Origin of the sequence: Pseudomonas sp. MWU349, from assembly GCF_017947325.1 — a bacterium.
Lineage (GTDB): Bacteria > Pseudomonadota > Gammaproteobacteria > Pseudomonadales > Pseudomonadaceae > Aquipseudomonas > Aquipseudomonas protegens.
Window position 1 is genome coordinate 430,654 of the sequence record NZ_JAFEVP010000005.1, and the last position, 15,440, is coordinate 446,093.

A 15,440-nucleotide genomic window follows, 5' to 3' on the forward strand; every position below is an offset into this window, starting at 1 on the left:
TTGAAGGCAGGCGGAATCCTATCGATCCTGGCCGCCTTTACGCATTACCTGCATTCGCCAATCACAAGCCCTTATCCGTCCGCTCCCTCACCTGGTGACTGAAAGTAACCGGCCCACTCAGTGCCTGTGCCGATGATGCACATCGGGGAAGTGCGCATGGCTATGCCGGATCGGTGCGTGCTCGTGGGGGTGGCTGTGGGGCTCTGAACCGTCCCACTCAAAGCCGTGTTCATGCTGGTGGTGCTCGTCATGCCGGTGGCGATGGTTGTGCGCGAGGGGCTCATGCTGATGTTCGTGAGCGTGGTTTTCCATCAGGTGAATCCAGACGCCGATGGCCATCAGTGCCGCCGCCACCAGGAACCAAAGCGAAACAGACTCGCCCAGGATCAGAATCGAAATCAGCGCCCCCAGGAACGGGGCCGTGGAGAAGTACGCACCGGTTCGAGCGCTGCCCAACCCACGCAAGGCCAGGACGAACAGCACCAGGCTGACGCCGTAGCCTAGAAACCCCACCAGCAGTATCGGGCCCAGCGTGGTCGCCGCAGGCAGTTGTGCACCGATGGCCAAGGCCAGGCCGGTATTGACCACCCCCGCCGCCAAGCCTTTGCTGCCAGCAATGAACAAGGCATCGGAGGCGGAGACTTTCCGGGTCAGGTTGTTATCGATGGCCCAGCAAAGGCAGGCGAAAGCCACCGCCAGCGGCCCCACCCAGTCATGCGCGGCGGCGCTGTGTTGCGGCCACGACAGAACGATCCCGCCCAAAACGATGGCAATCATGCCGATCACTATCGGGCGATCAGCGTTCTCCTTGAACACCAGCCATGCCAGCAACGCCGTGAGCACCGACTCCAGGTTGAGCAGCAATGAAGCGGTGGCGCCCGCAGTTCGTGTCAGGCCGAACATCAGGGCGACCGGCGCCAGCACGCCACCAAACAAGATGGCTCCCATCAGCCACGGCCACTCGTGCGCCGCCAGCCCCGAACGTCGCCAACCTCGATCCCGCGCACAACGGACAATGGCCAGGCCGACGCCACTGCCCAGGTACAAAACCCCGGCCAGGAGCATCGGTGCAACATCCACCCCCAACAGCTTGGCCAGCGGCGTACTGGCGCCGAACAGGGCGGCGGCGGCCAATGCATAGAGAACACTCGTATTCATATTCGGATCGCCTTTGCAGCCCATTGCCCGCGGTTGTGCATGATGGCTCTGCCGGTGTGGAAATGATGTGAATCCCCCCGCAACAGACGGCCTTGGGCCCGCTCTGGCAGCAACCAGCAAAAACCCTGAATCTTCCGATTCAGGGTTTTTCATGCCTGCAATTGGCCGTTGCCCAGGCTCAGCACCGGGCAACATTCCAGCCATCACTCAGTAGCCGTTATTCCAGTGGATATTGAGATCCCGCATGGTCGCCACGCCCATGTCGACCATGCTGCGCTGCTCAAGCCCTTTGCGGGTGGTGATGACCTGGAATTTTCCGGCCGGCAACTGCACAAAGACGATCGGGCCCACTCCAGTCAAGCTCAACACCTGATGCCCTTGCGGGTTCTGGATCAGCACATCGACATCCGAAGTGTATTCATTGCCTGAGCCGACGGAAAAGGTCATGTGCAGGTTATAACCCTTGGCCTGCTGAATGGCCCGCGACTCGTCCAGGCCGATGCCGCCGGCAACATAGGAAATACCGTTCTGTTGCAGCGGCTCCAATTGCACGCCAGCCGGGTCGATCGGCTCATTGCTGGTGGAGGCGGAGCGCACGCTCACTGGTGCGGCCAACAGCAGCGCCGCGATAACACCTGACAGGACACTCATAGAAAAGGACTTCATGATGACCACTCCCGGGTTCGTCTCGAACCACTGAATGGGACGCCACCGTCAGGCCTCTGGCCCCGGGACGGCAGCGCCCGGGTCTCCCCTGCTTCATCTTGAACGGCCAGGCCATGTCTCAGGCCAAAAGCTCGAATGAAAACCCTCGCTCGCCTTATGCAGCCAGGCTCGCCCATAGCTCCTGCTATTGAGTGTAAAACCTGACACAGGGCGGTTTAGATCGATTCGGCGTGAGGCCTTTAACCAAAGGTACCTAGGCTAGGGGGCCAGCCCCTAGGCTCGGAGCCTGCGCCGCCTGCCAATGCTTCATCTCCTCGGCGATGAAGTGCTGCACCAGATCGCTGTACAGCTTCTCGATGGCATCCGGGTTCAGGCCTTCGGCCGCGGCCCAGTCGCGACGGGTGGCCAGCATGGCTTTGAAACGCTCCTCGGCGCGCACGGTAGCCGCCGAGGTCTTGAATTTCGATGCCGCCAGTACGTACTTGAAGCGCGCGCCGAGCAGGGCGATGACCGCTCGATCCAGGGCATCGATTTCCCGGCGGATATCATCCATGCCCTGGCATTGTTCCGGGCTCATCTGGTTCTTCACTTCCATGCTCAAGGCTCCATCGACGAATAGGGGTACCCGGGCTCGACCGGGCCCGGATTATTCCCATGGGCCCGCCTGGGAGTAAAGTTGCAGGCATCCGCCCATCCGGGCGCAAAGGAACTGCTCTCGTGAACCAGAAGCGAACCCGAGTCCGCCTGCCCCATCCCCAGCCCGGCAAGACCCGCAGCGGGGCCTGGTTTTTTTTGCTGATCGGCAGCGTGCTGCTGGCACTGACTGCGCTGCTGGGCTGGACCCTGGTAAGCGCGCTGCTGGACGGACAGATCGTCACCAGCAACCGTGCCGGGCCCAAGCTCGCCTACAGCCAGGCGTTGCAGCCCACCCAGTTCTATATCGAGCTGCTCTGGCAGGGCACCAGCACCCTGTTGCTGGGTGCCCTGGCAGTTGCCGCGCTGTGGATCGCCCGGGTATTAATGAGCGCACACAAAAATCGTCGCTGAACGCCTGGGGTCGCTCCGGCCCGTTACAGACGCCAAGGAACAACTGCCCATGTCCCTGCTGTCCTCGCCCGATCTGCCTGCCGCCCGCCCCGCCACTGCCGAGCCGGCGCCAGGCCCCAGTGAACGCTTCAGCGAAGTGGCGGCGGACGGTTTCCGCCTTGGCGGCTTCAGCTGGCGCCACACGCAAGCCGATCCGGCGCGCGCAGTGGTGATCATCAACGCCGCGACCTCGGTGCGCTGCCGCTATTACTTTCGCTTCGCCGACTACCTGTTCGCCAACGGCTTCGACGTGATGACCTACGACTACCGCGGCATCGGCGAGTCGCGCCCGGCCTCGCTCAAGGGGCTCAAGGCATCCTGGTCGGATTGGGGCGCGCTGGATTTCGAAGCCATGCTGCAACGCGCCCGGCGCGAGTTTCCCGGGCAACCGATCGACGTGGTGGGCCACAGCTTCGGCGGCTGCGCCCTGGGCCTGGCGGCCTCCGCCGGGGTGATCCGCCGCGTAGCCACCATGGGCGCGCAGTTCGCCTACTGGCGCGACTACGTGCCCGCCCAGCGCTGGCGCATGCTGGGCAAGTGGCATGTGCTGATGCCCCTGCTGACCCGCCTGTACGGCTACTTCCCCGGCAAGCGCCTGGGCTGGATGGAAGACACCCCCGCCGGGGTGGTCCGCGACTGGGCCACCCCGCACCCACGCTACGAAGGCCGCCCCAGCGGCCGCAGGCTGGCCGCAGAGCGCCGTGGGCAGCCCTTCGCCCAGGTCAGCGCCCCGATCCTCGCCATCAGCGTCAGCGACGACCCCTTTGGCACCGTGGCAGCCATCGAGCGGCTACTGGGCTACTTCGGCAACAGCACGCGCACCCATTGGCGCATTCGCCCCGAGGACATCGGTGAGATCGAGATCGGCCACTTCGCCTTCTTCCACAGCCGCTTCGAAAGCCGGCTCTGGCCGCTGCTGCTGCACTGGCTGCAGCACGCGAGCCCGGCCCCGAACAGCCCGGGGCAACAACTGACGCCGGGGTGCTGATCAGGCAAAGGCGTTGATGAACCAGGTGATCAGCGGGATCGCCACGATGTCGATCAATACCGCACCGCACAGCGGCACGATGATGAAGGCCTTGTAGGAAAAGACCTTGTAGTGATCACAGATCGCGCCCATGTTGGCCACCGCATTGGGCGTGGCCCCCAGGCCGTGGCCCATGAAGCCGGCACACAACACCGCCGCGTCATAGTTGCCGCCAAACAGGCGGAACAGCAGGAACACGCACAGCAGCAGCATCACCAGCACCTGCACCACCAGGATCACCAGCAGCGGCAGGCCGAGCTGTTCCAGTTCCCAGAACTTCAGGCTCATCATGGCCATGGTCAGGAACACCCCCAGGCATACGTCGCCCAGGGTGCTCACGGCGCTGTCGGGGATGTCGATGATCCGCGCCCGGTCATTGAGATTGCGCAGGATGATCGCCACGAACATCGCCCCCACGTAGCTTGGCAGGACGATGCCCAGATGCTCGTTCAGCGCGCTGCCAATCCAGAAACCCAGCACCATGATCAGCAGAATGCAGGTCAGCAGGCGCAACAGGGTCGGCGCATCCAAAGGCGCCACCGAACCCTGGGCAGCGCTTTCCAGGTGCTGCAGGGTACTGACCTGATCGGCCTGGATCTGCAGGCGGTTGCGCTCGATCAGCCAGCGCGCCAGCGGGCTGCCCAGCAAGCCGCCGGCAACCATGCCGAAGGTGGCCGAGGCCAGGGCCGCCGTGGTGGCCCCCACCGCCCCGAGGTTTTCCGCGATCGGGCCAAAGGCCGCCGCCGCACCAAAGCCCCCCTCCAGGGACACCGCACCGGCCATGATGCCCAGCAGCGGGTCGATGCCCAGCGCCTTGGCGGCACCGACCCCCACCAGGTTCTGCAGCAGCGCCAGGGACCAGCAGGCCCCCAGGTAGACGAACAGGATCTTGCCGCCACGACGCAGCAGGCCGAGGCTGCCACCCAGGCCCACGGTGGTGAAGAACGCCACCATCAAGGGCGTCTGGATCGCGGTGTCGAGCTTGATCGCCAGCAGTTGCTGATCGCGCAGCAGCCAGACGATCAGGGCAAAGCCGAAACCGCCGATCACCGGCGCCGGGACACAGAGCTGGGTCAGCCAGCGGCTGCGTTTCTTCAGCTGGGCCCCCACCCCCAGCAGGATCAGGGCCAGCGCCAGGGTGGTCAGCGCGTCCAATTCAAAAGTCGGCATGGCAAACATCTCTTCTTGTCATTGTGGTGTTGCGCGACGAGGGGCATGCCCCTCAGTGAATCAGGCTGGCCAGCAGACGCGCGGCCACGCGGGCGGTGCGCTGGTCCTGGTCGAGCCCGGGATTGAGTTCGGCAATGTCGGCCACACGCAATTTGCCGCTGGCCCGAGCACGGCGCACCAGGTGCTCGACCACCTGCACATCCACCCCGTGGGCCGAGGGCGCGCTGACGCCGGGAGCCTGGCTGGCCGGCAGCACATCCAGGCACAGGGTCAGGTAGAGCACGTCGATACCGTCGAGAAAAGCGTCGAGGCAGGCCTCGACTGCCGGCAGGTTCCAGCCCTGCATCTGCCGGTCCAGCAGGTAGCGCACATTGAGCTCCCGGGCTTGCTCGAACAGCGCCTGGGTGTTGCTCAACTCGCTGACCCCCAGACAGCAATACTCGAAAGGCATGCCGGCCTGCCGGCAGTACTCGGCGATCTGTCGGAACGGCGTACCGGAGCTGCTTTGCGGCGCATGGCGCAGATCGAAGTGGGCATCGAAATTGAGAATGCCGATGCGCGGGCAGGGCTGTTGGCGGCGCAGGTGATCGGCCAGGCCACTGAAACTGGCAAAGGCGATTTCATGACCACCGCCCAGCCCCAGGGCCAGGTGCCCCTGTTCGAGCAACAGGCCCAGGCGCTCGGCATAGCGCTGCTGGGCGCCTTCCAGGTGGTGGTCGGTGCAGGTCACGTCCCCTGCGTCATACAGCGGGCCGGTGCCGTGCCAGGCCAGGTTGGCCAGGGCCGCGCGCAAGGCTGCCGGGCCCTGGCTGGCACCGGTGCGCCCCTGGTTGCGCTTGACCCCTTCGTCACAGGCCAGCCCGAGCAAGGCGATACCCGCCGGCTGCTGTTCGGCCCAGGGTTGTACCCACTGATGCCAGCGCCGGGCGGCAAGGCCTTCGGCCAGGTCGATACGACCGTGCCACAGGTGCATGGGGGCGGTGCTGATCATGGTCTTGCTCCAGTCAATTCAATCCAGTCGGGCGCTCAGGCGCTGGGCCGCTTCGCGAGTCCAGCGGATCAGCCGCTCACTGCGCTGTTCGGCGCGGAACGCCGGGGCCATGAGGCTGATGGCGCCCTGCAAGCGGTCACGGCTGTCCAGCAAGGGCGCGCTGACGCCCCAGATGCCCAGATCGATCTCGCTCAGGCTCACCGCATGCCCGGCGGCGCGAATGGCCCCGTAGCTGTCCAGGTGCGCGGCGACATCCGCCTCCTCGACGCCCTGCTGGCGCAGGATCGACAAGCACAGCTCAGGCTCCATGTAGGCCAGCAACACCTTGGCCGAGGCGCCCAGCAGCAGCGGCTGCGCCAGGCCCTTCTGGTAGCAGCAGCGCAAGGGCTGCGGGCTGTCCACCAGCTCGATGCAGATCGCCTGCCCGTTGCTTGGCACCATCAGCGCGACGCTTTCCTGGCTGAGTTCGGCCAGACGGTTGAGCTCCGGCTTGGCCAGGGTCACCAGCAGGCCTTCGCGGTCGAACTTCTTCGCCAGTTGCAGGCAGGCAGGCCCGGGCAGGTAACGGCCCTGGCCATTGTCCTGGGCCAGCCCCCAGCGCAGCAGGGTCTTGAGGTGGCGATAGGTGCTGCTCAGGGGCTGCTGCAGGTTCAGCGACAGCTCCTTGGCAGACATGGCCTCCGGGGATTGCCCCAGGGCCACGAGTATTTGCAGCAGACGGTCAGTGGGCGTGTGGTAGTGCATAGCGGCCTCTTGCAGCCATGGTGCATGGAGTTTCCCGGCAAATGAAATCAGATTCCCAGGCAGTGGGAAAAGGCTGCAAAAAACCTTTGGCACAGGTACTGCGCCGCACTGGACCTCGGCCCATCCAGGATCGTCGGTACTCGCCTTGAGGCCATGGCGGGTGCCAGCGCAGCGATTTGCTGGCATCCTTTCCCGCCTGAACGGCCGTTCGCCCCGAATCCGCGAGCGCCGCCCCTTTGCGCAACAAGGTAAGACGCCCATGGCATCGATCGACAAACAACACAAACGTGCCGCCCGGGCAAAGGCCAAGGCCAAGCAGAACCGCGCCAAGCGCACTGCACCGACCTCGGAGCTGGAACTGGACCCCAACGACAGCCGCATCGACTTCGAATCGGTGGACCTGACCGAGCTGTTCGTGAAGATGCGCGACGCCGAGAAAACCAGCCAGCAGGCGCTGTGCACGGTCTTCCTCTCGGACCCGCTGCTGGAACTGGTCTATGAGCAGGAGGGCGAACAGGGCGCCACGGACTTCATCCTTGCGGCGCTGATCGAATACCGTAACTGGTCCACCGAGGCCGACGAGGCCACGGCCCTGGCCTGGATCGAATCCGAGGCCTTCCAGGCCGACTACATGGCCGCATCCCAGGCACTGTTCAGCGCCGAAGGCTGAGTTTCTTCCGGGCATGAAAAAGGGCGCATTCAGCAATGAATGCGCCCTTTTCCGTTTCAGCTAAACAGCCTGGCGTGATGCTCAGGCAGCTTCCAGCCGAGGGATTTCCATGCCGATGCGCGAGCTGGCGAAGTTCAGGTCGCCGCTGGCGATGGACTGGGCCTTGAAGCCTGCGCCGATCAGGTCGCGTACATACAGCTTGTTGTAGATGAACATGAACACCAGGTTGCTCAGGCCGAAGGTGAACATGGCCAGCAGGAACATGATGGCGGCCCATTTCCAGTCGGCGCGAAACAGTGCCGGGATGAAGCCGAAGAAGAACACGGTCCAGGAGAAACCAACTGGCGCTTCCTTGATGGCTCCGGTGTTCGGGTTTTTGAAGATGATTTTAGTGAACGCCATGCGCGTCTCCTTGCCGCCCTTTCTTTAAGGGACCAATGGCCGGGCGATCACCATTGAACCCTGAATGCTCGTTCTTCGAGCAGGGACTGTCAGGCAGGCGCTGACACTCAGGAGCCATGGCGGCTACGCAGGGAACAAGGGACAGAAGCAGAAGGCGGATTCAGGGCCCCGACAAGCATTCAATCCCTTGCAATACAGCGCTATTCCATAGCTCCTCTCACGCTGGCACGCAAGAGCTCTTATCGAAGAGCGCGCAGGCTACTATTTCGCCAGCGGGCTGTCCATGAAACGCCATGTAACAAGTCACAAATCCAGTAAAAAGGCCACCGTCAATGCTGACGGCAGCCTTTTTGCCTTTCAGAACGCCAAACTCTCAGAACCGGCATCCCCTGCCGGGGCCTTGGTCAGTGCCTGGTGGTACTGCTCGGCGCTGATTTCGCTGAGCGTCGCGTAACCGTCGTACTGGTAGAAACGCTGTTTGTCCCGGGCATAGTGCTGGGCAACAAACTCCAGGCTGGCCAGGTCGATGCGCTTGGCACTCACCGGCCGCCGGCCGCAGAACAGCTTGCGCGTGCCCAATTGCAGAAAGTCCGGATGTGGAACCATCACTTCCTCCGGGCTGAATTCCACCTCCAGCGGCTTGCCGGCAGCAAACATCAATGTCGCGGTGAAGGCGTAGCTGCCCATGAAGCGAGTGTGCGCCGGGTCCAGGGGCTTCTTTCTTGCGCCGTAGTAATACACCGCCCCCTTGTCCCGGGCCCAGCCATGCCCGCATGACTCGAAGCTGGCCAGATCCGCTTTGGCCATAGGCTCGGGCACCTGATAAAAGACACTGTGACAAAAAACCCTCTGGCCATCTGTCAGGTACGGGCCGCCCAGGGCACGGTAATGATCGGCGCAAGCCGAAGAGAATCGCTCCGGCACCCGGGTCTCGGCGCGATGAAAGGGGATCAGATACAAGCCGTTGGCATCGCCACACAGGTGTGTGTCCAGCAGCTTGAAACTGCCGGCATCCAGACCATTGATGGGGCGGCCATGGAAGTACACCTGGCTCCCCAGCTCGAACCCGGAGCCGATGGAACGCAAGGCCTGGGCTGTTGACGCCGATGGTGCCTGCAAGCGATGCCACCAATAACCTTGCAACTGCGGATGCGCCTCGAAGTACGCCGACCACTCTTGCAGCATGGTGTCATCGATCACCCCATCCGAACCGAGCGGGCCGTGCCTGTCACCCACCAGCAACGGCGAATAGTTGCCTTCGCCACGCTCCAGCTGGGCCACCACAAAACTCTCTACCTCCACGTCCAGCGGCTTGCTGCGCCGGTAGACGCGATGCCGGTCGGCGTAGTAGTCGAATCCCAGGTGGCGAAAGCTCGGGCCATCGGCACCACACAGGCGGACGCCATTGCAGTAGACGAACTGATCGTCCACGGCAAAGTACGGGTCCGCCGTTTCGCTCTGGCTCAATATCCGGCCACCGGCATCGAATACCGACTGCACACGGTTCAGCAGGCGCAAGTCACCGACATAGCGCAGGGTTTTTCCGGTCAGGTAATAAGCCCGCCGCGCGTCCTTGGCGTAGCGCTCGTTGAGCACGCTGAAAGTCGCCAGATCGACGTTGTCGATGCGGTAGAAATACTCGTAGGCAATGCTCGAACCCTGCTGCGCCTGGACGATCACCGAATGCCCATCCGTACCCCAACGCCGGGCCAGCATCTGGAAGCCATCCGGATTGGCAATGGGCAACGGCGAGCCGTCCTTTTGATGCAGCACAACGCCGCCCCGGCAGACCTGGCCGCTGATCACTTGATAAGCCGGATGGTTAGTAGCGCGTACCTGCTGCTCCGCGCTGGCGATCGCCCGGGCGCCGAGGAAGACCTTGTCCCCGTCACTGAACAGCACCGAGCCCGCGGGCCAGTTTTCCGGCACCGGGTGCACAAGCGCCAGGCGCTCAGGCTGCGCGCCCTCGATCACCTCCTGCCCGTAGTCGTGACAGAAGTAGGCACGGCACTGATCACGCCAATGGTCATGGCCCAGGCTCTGCAAGCCCCGACACACGCGCACCGGCAAGGCTTGCAACGGGTGGTAGCCATGACGCGCGAAGTAGCGGGGCAACGCATAATAATCGGCTCGCGCATCACGCAGCAGGTGCCGATGAACACGATGTCGCCAGAGCGGCTCGCCCTCTACCAGGGGGGAAGCCGGGAATTGCTCGGTCGCGGCCTGGCAAGCCAGCTCAGCTGGGGTCCTCCCTTCACGCTGCAGCATGAGGTATACGTCCCGGGCTCGCTCCTCCACCAACAGCGCGCCCTCCACGAAGGCGAACCCTTGATGCCATTCGAGGTCGAGCAGTTCCCATTCGGCATCATCCATATCCAGGTCTTTCATCGCTGCATCCCAAGCTAACCGAGTGGCGGATTATCAGCAGACGCCCCGGGTGGGTAAAGCGCTCCGTCGCCAGGCCGCGAGCGAGCCTCTGCCCGCCGCCAGCAGACACCCCAAGTTGCATTCGGGCATGAAAAAGGCCGCGGTCATTTCTGAGCGCGGCCTTTTCATAAAGAGCGGAGCAAACCGTCAGTTCAGTGCCAGGGCACCATTGCGCTCGGCCTTGCGCCGACGGGCCACCAACAGGCCGGCAGCGATGACGATGACACTCAGCAGGCCAGTGGCGAGGATCTCCACCCGGTGCTCTTCCTGGAACAGCATGATGCCCAGCACCGCGACGATGAACACGATCACAGCGTAAGTCAGGCCCGGGAACAGCCACATGCGGAAGGCGATCTTCTCGCCGGCAGCCATGCGCTTGTGGCGCATGCGCAGTTGCGAGACGGCAATCACCAGGTACACCAGCAAGGCAATGGCGCCGGAGCTGGCCAGGAGGAATTCGAACACCGCCGCCGGAGCGACATAGTTGGCGAACACCGCGAGGAAGGCCGCAGCGGTGGACAGGATCACCGCCCAGTAAGGCGTGCCGCTGGCGTTGGTGCGCTTGGCGGCGGCCGGGGCATCGCCACGCTTGCCCAGGGAGAACAGCATGCGCGAGGCCGTGTAGAGCGCCGAGTTCAGGCAACTGGTCACGGCCACCAGCACCACCAGGTCAACGATCAGCTTGGCATTGGGGATGCCCATGCGGTCGAGCACGGTCTGGTAGGAGCCGACCTGGGCCAGGCTCGGGTCGTTCCACGGCACCAGGGCCACAACGATAAAGATCGATACCAGGTAGAACAGGCCGATCCGCCAGATCACCGAATTGGTGGCCTTGGAGATCTGCTTGCCCGGGTTATGGGATTCCGCCGCGGCGATGGTGACGATCTCGGTGCCCATAAAGGAGAACATGGTGGTCAGCATGGCGGCCAGCACCGCGCCCATGCCGTTGGGCATGAAGCCCTGGGTGTCCACCAGATGCGATACGCCGCTGACCTGGCTATTGGGCAGCAGGCCACAGATGGCGGCGAGGCCGAGGATCACGAAGCCGATGATGGCCACCACCTTGATCAGGGCGAACCAGAACTCGAACTCACCGTAGTTCTTCACGCTGAACAGGTTGGTGGCGGTCAGCAGCAGGGTGATCACCAGAGTGAAGACCCAGATCGCCACATTGGGGAACCAGGCATGCAGGATGGTCGCGGCCGCGTTGGCTTCCAGAGGAATCACCAGCACCCAGAACCACCAGTACAGCCAACCGATGGTGAAACCGGCCCAGTGGCCGATGGCGCGGTCCGCATAGGTTGAGAACGATCCGGTGTCCGGCGAAGCCACGGCCATTTCCGCCAGCATGCGCATCACCAGCACCACCAGGGTGCCGGCGGCAGCATAGGCCAGCAGCACGGCGGGCCCGGCTTCGGCGATGGCGTGGCCGGAGCCGACGAAGAGACCTGCGCCGATCACGCCGGCAATCGACAGCATGGTCACATGCCGCGGTTTGAGCCCCTGTTCGAGGTCATTGGAGAGTTGCGTACCGCTCATGAAAAGCACCTTTGCAACGAAAAAAGAGTCACTCCACCCGGTCTGCATTCCTTCTCGTAAAAAGAATCCAACAGGGCGTTCTTTATATCGCACGCAAGAATTGCGCCAAAATGTTACAGAACCCCGGCCAACAAGGGTTGGCGAGCCGACCGATGGAAATCCCAAGTCATTGAGAACAATGGCATTTCGCCATTTCGTTACCGGCCGACTCACTTGCAGGACGAAATGGCGCACCAAAAACACACCCGAAAAGCAGGCGATGAGCGATTAGAGTGCAGATCCATGACCTTTGGCCCGTTAACCCTTCCAACACCCGGCCAAAGCTGGCACCATCGCGCCTTTTTTTACGCGACACCTACCGGATTTCAGGCGGATCCAGGGTTCAAACAGGCGTTCGGTTGTTGATGGGGCGACAGTCTTCTGTGCTGATGCGACAACCTGCCACACACCGTCTGTTTACCTCCGGTAGCGCTGTTGGCTGCGCTTGGAACCCTATGCTAGCTTGGCGCCTCGCCAGGAAGGCCGCCCAACAGCAGGAGCACAATGAACTCAATGAGGACCGCACATGGCTGAGGCCACGCCCGCGCTTGAAATCCGCAACTTGCACAAACGCTACGGCACTCAGGAGGTACTCAAGGGTATCTCGCTGACCGCACGCGACGGTGACGTGATATCGATCCTGGGTTCCTCCGGCTCCGGCAAGTCCACTTTCCTGCGCTGCATCAACCTGCTGGAAAACCCGCACCAGGGCCAGATCCTGGTAGCCGGCGAAGAACTCAAGCTCAAGGCCGCGAAAAACGGCGAGCTGGTAGCCGCCGACGGCAAGCAGATCAACCGCCTGCGCAGCGAAATCGGGTTCGTCTTCCAGAATTTCAATCTCTGGCCGCACATGAGCGTGCTCGACAACATCATCGAGGCACCCCGCCGGGTGCTGGGCCAGAGCAAGGCCGAGGCCATCGAAGTGGCCGAGGCGCTGCTGGCCAAGGTCGGCATCGCCGACAAGCGCCACGCCTACCCGGCCCAGCTGTCCGGCGGCCAGCAGCAGCGCGCCGCTATCGCCCGCACCCTGGCGATGCAACCCAAAGTCATCCTGTTCGACGAGCCGACCTCGGCCCTGGACCCGGAAATGGTCCAGGAAGTCCTCAATGTGATCCGCGCCCTGGCCGAAGAAGGCCGCACCATGCTGCTGGTCACCCACGAAATGAGCTTTGCCCGTCAGGTCTCCAGCGAAGTGGTGTTTCTGCACCAGGGTCTGGTAGAAGAGCAAGGATCGCCACAGCAGGTCTTCGAGAACCCGCTTTCGGCACGCTGCAAACAATTCATGTCCAGCAACCGCTAACGGAGCTACACGCATGCAGAGCTATAAGAAAATCCTCCTGGCCGCTGCCGTCACCCTGGCCTTCAGCGCCAGCGCTGCCGCCGAGACCCTGAAGATGGGCATCGAGGCAGCCTACCCACCGTTCAACAACAAGGACGCCAGCGGCCAGGTCGTGGGCTTCGACAAGGACATCGGCGACGCTCTGTGCGCCAAGATGAAAGTCGAGTGCACCGTGGTCACCTCCGACTGGGACGGCATCATCCCGGCCCTGAACGCGAAGAAGTTCGACTTCCTGATCTCCTCGCTGTCGATCACCGATGAGCGCAAGCAGGCGGTGGACTTCACCGACCCGTACTACTCCAACAAGCTGCAGTTCATCGCGCCCAAGGCCAACACCGACTTCAAGACCGACAAGGCCTCGCTCAAGGGCAAGATCATCGGTGCGCAACGGGCGACCCTGGCCGGTACCTGGCTGGAAGACAACCTGGGCGACGACATCACCATCAAGCTCTACGACACCCAGGAAAACGCCTACCTGGACCTGACCTCCGGCCGCCTGGACGCGATCCTGGCCGACAAGTACGTCAACTACGAGTGGCTCAAGAGCGACGCGGGCAAGCCTTATGAATTCAAGGGCGAGCCAATGGTGGAAAGCGACAAGATCGGGATTGCCGTGCGCAAGAAAGATCCACTGCGCGAGAGGCTGAACGCCGCCCTGAAGGAAATCGTGGCCGACGGCACCTACAAGAAGATCAACGACAAGTACTTCCCGTTCAGCATCTATTGATACTGACTTGCCTGACCGGCGCTCACCCCCTGGGCGCCGGTCCTTAGCAAAGCCATCCAGACCCCATGAATATCGATCTCTTCGGATTCGGCCCGGCGCTCGCCGCCGGCGCGCTGATGACCGTCAAGCTGGCCCTCTCGGCGTTATGCCTGGGGCTGGTGCTCGGTCTGCTCGGCGCCTTGGCCAAGACTTCCCCGTACAAGCCGCTGCGCTGGCTTGGCGAAACCTATTCGACCATCGTGCGCGGCGTCCCGGAACTGCTGTGGGTGCTGCTGATCTACCTGGGCACGGTGAATACGATGAACGCGCTGGGGGAGCATTTCGGCAACCCCGACCTGGCCCTCAGCCCGTTCCTTGCCGGGGTGATCGCCCTCGGGCTGTGCTTCGGCGCCTATGCCACGGAAGTGTTTCGCGGCGCGATCCTGGCCATCCCCAAGGGCCACCGCGAGGCCGGCACCGCGCTGGGCCTTTCCAAGTGGCGGATTTTCAGCCGCCTGATCCTGCCGCAGATGTGGCGCATCGCCCTGCCGGGCCTGGGCAACCTGTTCATGATCCTGATGAAGGACACCGCACTGGTGTCGGTGATCGGCCTTGAAGAAATCATGCGCAACGCGCAGAACGCCGTGACCTTCGCCAAGCACCCGTTCACCTTCTACATGGTCGCGGCTGTCATGTACCTGGGCCTGACCGTGCTGGCCATGATCGGCATGCACTTCCTGGAAAAACGCGCCGCCCGCGGCTTTGTGAGGACGACGTAATGGAATGGGAAGTCATCTACAAATGGCTGCCGAAGTTCATCCAGGGCGCGACACTGACCCTGGAACTGGTGGGCATCGCGGTGATTCTCGGCCTGCTGCTGGCCATCCCGCTGGGCATCGCCCGCTCGTCCAAGCTCTGGTACGTGCGCGCCCTGCCCTACGCCTACATCTTCTTCTTTCGCGGCACGCCGCTGCTGGTGCAGCTATTTCTGGTGTATTACGGCCTGGCGCAGTTCGATGCGGTGCGCGAGAGCTTCATGTGGCCCTACCTGCGCGACCCGTTCTGGTGTGCCACCGCCACCATGACCCTGCACACCGCGGCCTATATCGCCGAGATCCTGCGTGGCGCGATCCAGGCCATTCCGCCCGGTGAAATCGAAGCGGCGCGGGCCCTGGGCATGTCCAGGCCCAAGGCGCTGTTCTACATCGTCCTGCCACGGGCGGCGCGCATCGGCCTGCCGGCCTACAGCAACGAAGTGATCCTGATGCTCAAGGCCAGTTCCCTGGCCAGTACCGTGACCCTGCTGGAGCTAACCGGCATGGCGCGCACCATCATCGCCCGCAACTACCTGACGGTGGACATGTTCTTCACCGCCGGGGTGTTCTACCTGTTGATGTCGTTCATCCTGGTCCAGGCCTTCCGCCAACTGGAACGCTGGCTGCGGGTCGACGCCTGCCAGGGACGCTGACCTTCCCC

General features: G+C 63.1%; 16 protein-coding genes. 7 read left to right on the forward strand and 9 right to left on the reverse strand.

Annotated elements, in window-relative coordinates:
- Nucleotides 1-117: 117 nt before the first annotated feature.
- The 3 genes from KCG88_RS22005 to KCG88_RS22015 form a co-directional block, all read right to left on the reverse strand.
- Nucleotides 118-1,158: a DMT family transporter gene (locus tag KCG88_RS22005; RefSeq protein ID WP_210713079.1), complete on the reverse strand. Its 1,041-nt coding sequence runs from the start codon at nucleotides 1,156-1,158 to the stop codon at nucleotides 118-120.
- A 207-nt stretch (nucleotides 1,159-1,365) separates the two neighbouring features.
- Nucleotides 1,366-1,824, reverse strand: a complete 459-nt coding sequence (locus tag KCG88_RS22010) for a hypothetical protein (protein ID WP_047335498.1) — start codon at nucleotides 1,822-1,824, stop codon at nucleotides 1,366-1,368.
- Nucleotides 1,825-2,077: 253 nt separating this feature from the next.
- A complete protein-coding gene (locus KCG88_RS22015) occupies nucleotides 2,078-2,419 on the reverse strand; it encodes an isochorismate lyase (protein ID WP_047283540.1) in 342 nt (113 codons plus the stop codon).
- Between the two features lie 122 nt (nucleotides 2,420-2,541).
- On the opposite strand from KCG88_RS22015, the gene KCG88_RS22020 reads away from it, so the two are divergent.
- Complete coding sequence (locus KCG88_RS22020) at nucleotides 2,542-2,871, forward strand: hypothetical protein (protein WP_047335451.1); 330 nt, start codon at nucleotides 2,542-2,544, stop codon at nucleotides 2,869-2,871.
- Between the two features lie 49 nt (nucleotides 2,872-2,920).
- On the forward strand, nucleotides 2,921-3,898 hold the full coding sequence (locus KCG88_RS22025; protein WP_210713080.1) for an alpha/beta fold hydrolase: 978 nt from the start codon (nucleotides 2,921-2,923) through the stop codon (nucleotides 3,896-3,898).
- Here the strand turns inward: KCG88_RS22025 and gltS are convergent, their stop codons facing one another.
- The 3 genes from gltS to KCG88_RS22040 are packed head-to-tail and all read right to left on the reverse strand — an operon-like array spanning nucleotide 3,899 to nucleotide 6,842.
- A complete protein-coding gene (gene gltS / locus KCG88_RS22030; RefSeq protein ID WP_210713081.1) occupies nucleotides 3,899-5,107 on the reverse strand; it encodes a sodium/glutamate symporter in 1,209 nt (402 codons plus the stop codon).
- A gap of 52 nt (nucleotides 5,108-5,159) precedes the next feature.
- Nucleotides 5,160-6,098, reverse strand: coding sequence for a formimidoylglutamase (gene hutG / locus KCG88_RS22035; RefSeq protein WP_047283537.1), 939 nt, complete (start codon nucleotides 6,096-6,098; stop codon nucleotides 5,160-5,162).
- Nucleotides 6,099-6,116: 18 nt separating this feature from the next.
- Complete coding sequence (locus KCG88_RS22040) at nucleotides 6,117-6,842, reverse strand: IclR family transcriptional regulator (protein ID WP_210713082.1); 726 nt, start codon at nucleotides 6,840-6,842, stop codon at nucleotides 6,117-6,119.
- A gap of 259 nt (nucleotides 6,843-7,101) precedes the next feature.
- Here KCG88_RS22040 and KCG88_RS22045 point away from each other — a divergent pair, with 259 nt between their 5' ends.
- Nucleotides 7,102-7,512, forward strand: coding sequence for a hypothetical protein (locus tag KCG88_RS22045; protein ID WP_011058723.1), 411 nt, complete (start codon nucleotides 7,102-7,104; stop codon nucleotides 7,510-7,512).
- An 81-nt stretch (nucleotides 7,513-7,593) separates the two neighbouring features.
- Here KCG88_RS22045 and KCG88_RS22050 read toward each other — a convergent pair whose 3' ends face one another.
- From KCG88_RS22050 to gabP, 3 genes are all read right to left on the reverse strand, one after another.
- On the reverse strand, nucleotides 7,594-7,914 hold the full coding sequence (locus KCG88_RS22050; protein WP_011058722.1) for a hypothetical protein: 321 nt from the start codon (nucleotides 7,912-7,914) through the stop codon (nucleotides 7,594-7,596).
- Between the two features lie 357 nt (nucleotides 7,915-8,271).
- Nucleotides 8,272-10,302 (reverse strand): DKNYY domain-containing protein, encoded by a 2,031-nt coding sequence (locus tag KCG88_RS22055; RefSeq protein ID WP_210713083.1) that lies wholly within the window; start codon nucleotides 10,300-10,302, stop codon nucleotides 8,272-8,274.
- Nucleotides 10,303-10,488: 186 nt separating this feature from the next.
- Nucleotides 10,489-11,880 carry a GABA permease gene (gene gabP, locus KCG88_RS22060; protein WP_015633814.1) on the reverse strand — a complete coding sequence of 464 codons (1,392 nt, stop codon included), beginning with the start codon at nucleotides 11,878-11,880 and terminating at the stop codon, nucleotides 10,489-10,491.
- A gap of 565 nt (nucleotides 11,881-12,445) precedes the next feature.
- Here gabP and KCG88_RS22065 point away from each other — a divergent pair.
- The 4 genes from KCG88_RS22065 to KCG88_RS22080 all read left to right on the forward strand — a co-directional run bounded on the left by KCG88_RS22065 (nucleotide 12,446) and on the right by KCG88_RS22080 (nucleotide 15,432).
- Nucleotides 12,446-13,219, forward strand: coding sequence for an ABC transporter ATP-binding protein (locus KCG88_RS22065; RefSeq protein ID WP_011058719.1), 774 nt, complete (start codon nucleotides 12,446-12,448; stop codon nucleotides 13,217-13,219).
- A 13-nt stretch (nucleotides 13,220-13,232) separates the two neighbouring features.
- Nucleotides 13,233-13,985: an ABC transporter substrate-binding protein gene (locus tag KCG88_RS22070; RefSeq protein WP_047283533.1), complete on the forward strand. Its 753-nt coding sequence runs from the start codon at nucleotides 13,233-13,235 to the stop codon at nucleotides 13,983-13,985.
- Between the two features lie 65 nt (nucleotides 13,986-14,050).
- A complete protein-coding gene (locus KCG88_RS22075; protein ID WP_047283532.1) occupies nucleotides 14,051-14,743 on the forward strand; it encodes an ABC transporter permease in 693 nt (230 codons plus the stop codon).
- The gene (locus KCG88_RS22080; protein ID WP_047283531.1) at nucleotides 14,743-15,432 is read left to right on the forward strand and encodes an ABC transporter permease; all 690 of its coding nucleotides are present in this window, start codon (nucleotides 14,743-14,745) and stop codon (nucleotides 15,430-15,432) included. The genes KCG88_RS22075 and KCG88_RS22080 overlap by 1 nt, the downstream gene beginning before the upstream one ends.
- Nucleotides 15,433-15,440 lie beyond the last annotated feature (8 nt).

Coding starts and splice junctions, on each gene's coding strand:
- KCG88_RS22045 (WP_011058723.1), top strand. CDS start 7,102: ATGGCATCGATCGACAAACAACACAAACGTGCCGCCCGGGCAAAGGCC.
- KCG88_RS22010 (WP_047335498.1), bottom strand. CDS start 1,824: ATGAAGTCCTTTTCTATGAGTGTCCTGTCAGGTGTTATCGCGGCGCTG.
- KCG88_RS22075 (WP_047283532.1), top strand. CDS start 14,051: ATGAATATCGATCTCTTCGGATTCGGCCCGGCGCTCGCCGCCGGCGCG.
- KCG88_RS22080 (WP_047283531.1), top strand. CDS start 14,743: ATGGAATGGGAAGTCATCTACAAATGGCTGCCGAAGTTCATCCAGGGC.
- KCG88_RS22070 (WP_047283533.1), top strand. CDS start 13,233: ATGCAGAGCTATAAGAAAATCCTCCTGGCCGCTGCCGTCACCCTGGCC.
- gltS (WP_210713081.1), bottom strand. CDS start 5,107: ATGCCGACTTTTGAATTGGACGCGCTGACCACCCTGGCGCTGGCCCTG.
- KCG88_RS22005 (WP_210713079.1), bottom strand. CDS start 1,158: ATGAATACGAGTGTTCTCTATGCATTGGCCGCCGCCGCCCTGTTCGGC.
- KCG88_RS22025 (WP_210713080.1), top strand. CDS start 2,921: ATGTCCCTGCTGTCCTCGCCCGATCTGCCTGCCGCCCGCCCCGCCACT.
- KCG88_RS22015 (WP_047283540.1), bottom strand. CDS start 2,419: ATGGAAGTGAAGAACCAGATGAGCCCGGAACAATGCCAGGGCATGGAT.
- KCG88_RS22040 (WP_210713082.1), bottom strand. CDS start 6,842: ATGCACTACCACACGCCCACTGACCGTCTGCTGCAAATACTCGTGGCC.
- KCG88_RS22065 (WP_011058719.1), top strand. CDS start 12,446: ATGGCTGAGGCCACGCCCGCGCTTGAAATCCGCAACTTGCACAAACGC.
- hutG (WP_047283537.1), bottom strand. CDS start 6,098: ATGATCAGCACCGCCCCCATGCACCTGTGGCACGGTCGTATCGACCTG.
- gabP (WP_015633814.1), bottom strand. CDS start 11,880: ATGAGCGGTACGCAACTCTCCAATGACCTCGAACAGGGGCTCAAACCG.
- KCG88_RS22055 (WP_210713083.1), bottom strand. CDS start 10,302: ATGAAAGACCTGGATATGGATGATGCCGAATGGGAACTGCTCGACCTC.
- KCG88_RS22050 (WP_011058722.1), bottom strand. CDS start 7,914: ATGGCGTTCACTAAAATCATCTTCAAAAACCCGAACACCGGAGCCATC.